The sequence below is a fragment of the Mesorhizobium sp. A556 genome (assembly GCF_054489545.1).
Genome location: NZ_JBTMXA010000062.1, coordinates 1 through 900, shown reverse-complemented (window position 1 = coordinate 900; position 900 = coordinate 1). Strand labels below are relative to the sequence as shown.

2 protein-coding genes and 1 pseudogene are annotated in these 900 nt (G+C 56.4%); 2 read left to right on the top strand and 1 reads right to left on the bottom strand.

Annotation, left to right across the window (positions count from 1 at the left end):
• Window positions 1–193, top strand: a 193-nt coding sequence (locus ACX3P0_RS25300) for a hypothetical protein (protein WP_459092984.1), incomplete at its 5' end; no start/stop codon positions are given.
• On the opposite strand, the pseudogene ACX3P0_RS25295 reads toward ACX3P0_RS25300, so the two are convergent.
• Window positions 182–486: pseudogene (locus ACX3P0_RS25295) on the bottom strand (hypothetical protein). The gene ACX3P0_RS25300 and the pseudogene ACX3P0_RS25295 overlap by 12 nt on opposite strands.
• A gap of 305 nt (window positions 487–791) precedes the next feature.
• Between ACX3P0_RS25295 and ACX3P0_RS25290 the strand changes: the two are divergent.
• The coding region (locus ACX3P0_RS25290; RefSeq protein WP_459092946.1) for a DUF6522 family protein at window positions 792–900 on the top strand (109 nt) is incomplete at its 3' end.

Here is a 900-nt window from a genome sequence, read left to right as displayed (position 1 = left end):
CGGCTGCGCAACCCGGACCAGCTTCGCCGGCCACACCGGCCGTAGCGCCAAGACCCGTCATGCACTAACATTAAACCCGGACCACCTCAGGGGGGCCGGCCAAACCGCTTTGAACACCATTTGGGGTGTTGTCACGTTATCTGAAAATGATTGCGCTTATCCCGGTGGTGCTCAATTCACGCTAATTTCCTAACTGCGGCGTTCCATGCACCATCGCTTGCAGGCGGTGAATGTAGATGGCGAGAGCAGAGCGTTTTGAGTGGGCGGGACGAGCAGATTGCGAAGAGCAGAGAAGATCGACGAAGTGCGGAGGCTTCCTGGTGATCGGAAACACTGCATCGTCCTTTCGCGTTTCGCAGCGGCGTTTCTGGACGATCTCGTCAAGGACATATCCATCCTGATCGACGGCCACCAAAGCCAATGGTTCTTATCGACCAAGCTCAGGCTCAGTGGAAAGCGAAAATAGAGCCATACCGCATTGGCGATGTTCTAGGGTGAAAAACGGTGGAGCTTGTAGCTGATGGGCGAGGTGTTCATGCGTCTGCGTCTGTCGCGGCGGGTCCCAACAAGCCGTTACAGTGACGACACCCCGGCGAACGGCCGTTTTGAAATGAGTAGTGCTCGTGGTGCGCTCCCTCTGCGCCAGCATTATCCGATGACCGGCGAGCGACAAAGACGAAAGCGTCCCTGAAAGACACCGAAGGAACAAGCGTTAGCGCTGGACGTTGACGTAGTGATCTCGGCCGCCACTCGGCATGTATCCGACGTTCTGCGAAGGTTAACTGGCTGACATGACAGAAATCAAATTCGATGACGGCGCGATCGAGGTCGACGCGGCTGTCATTGGCAAAGGGCTTGGGATTGATGCCTCGGCTGTCCAGGATCTTGTTCGTAACGGCA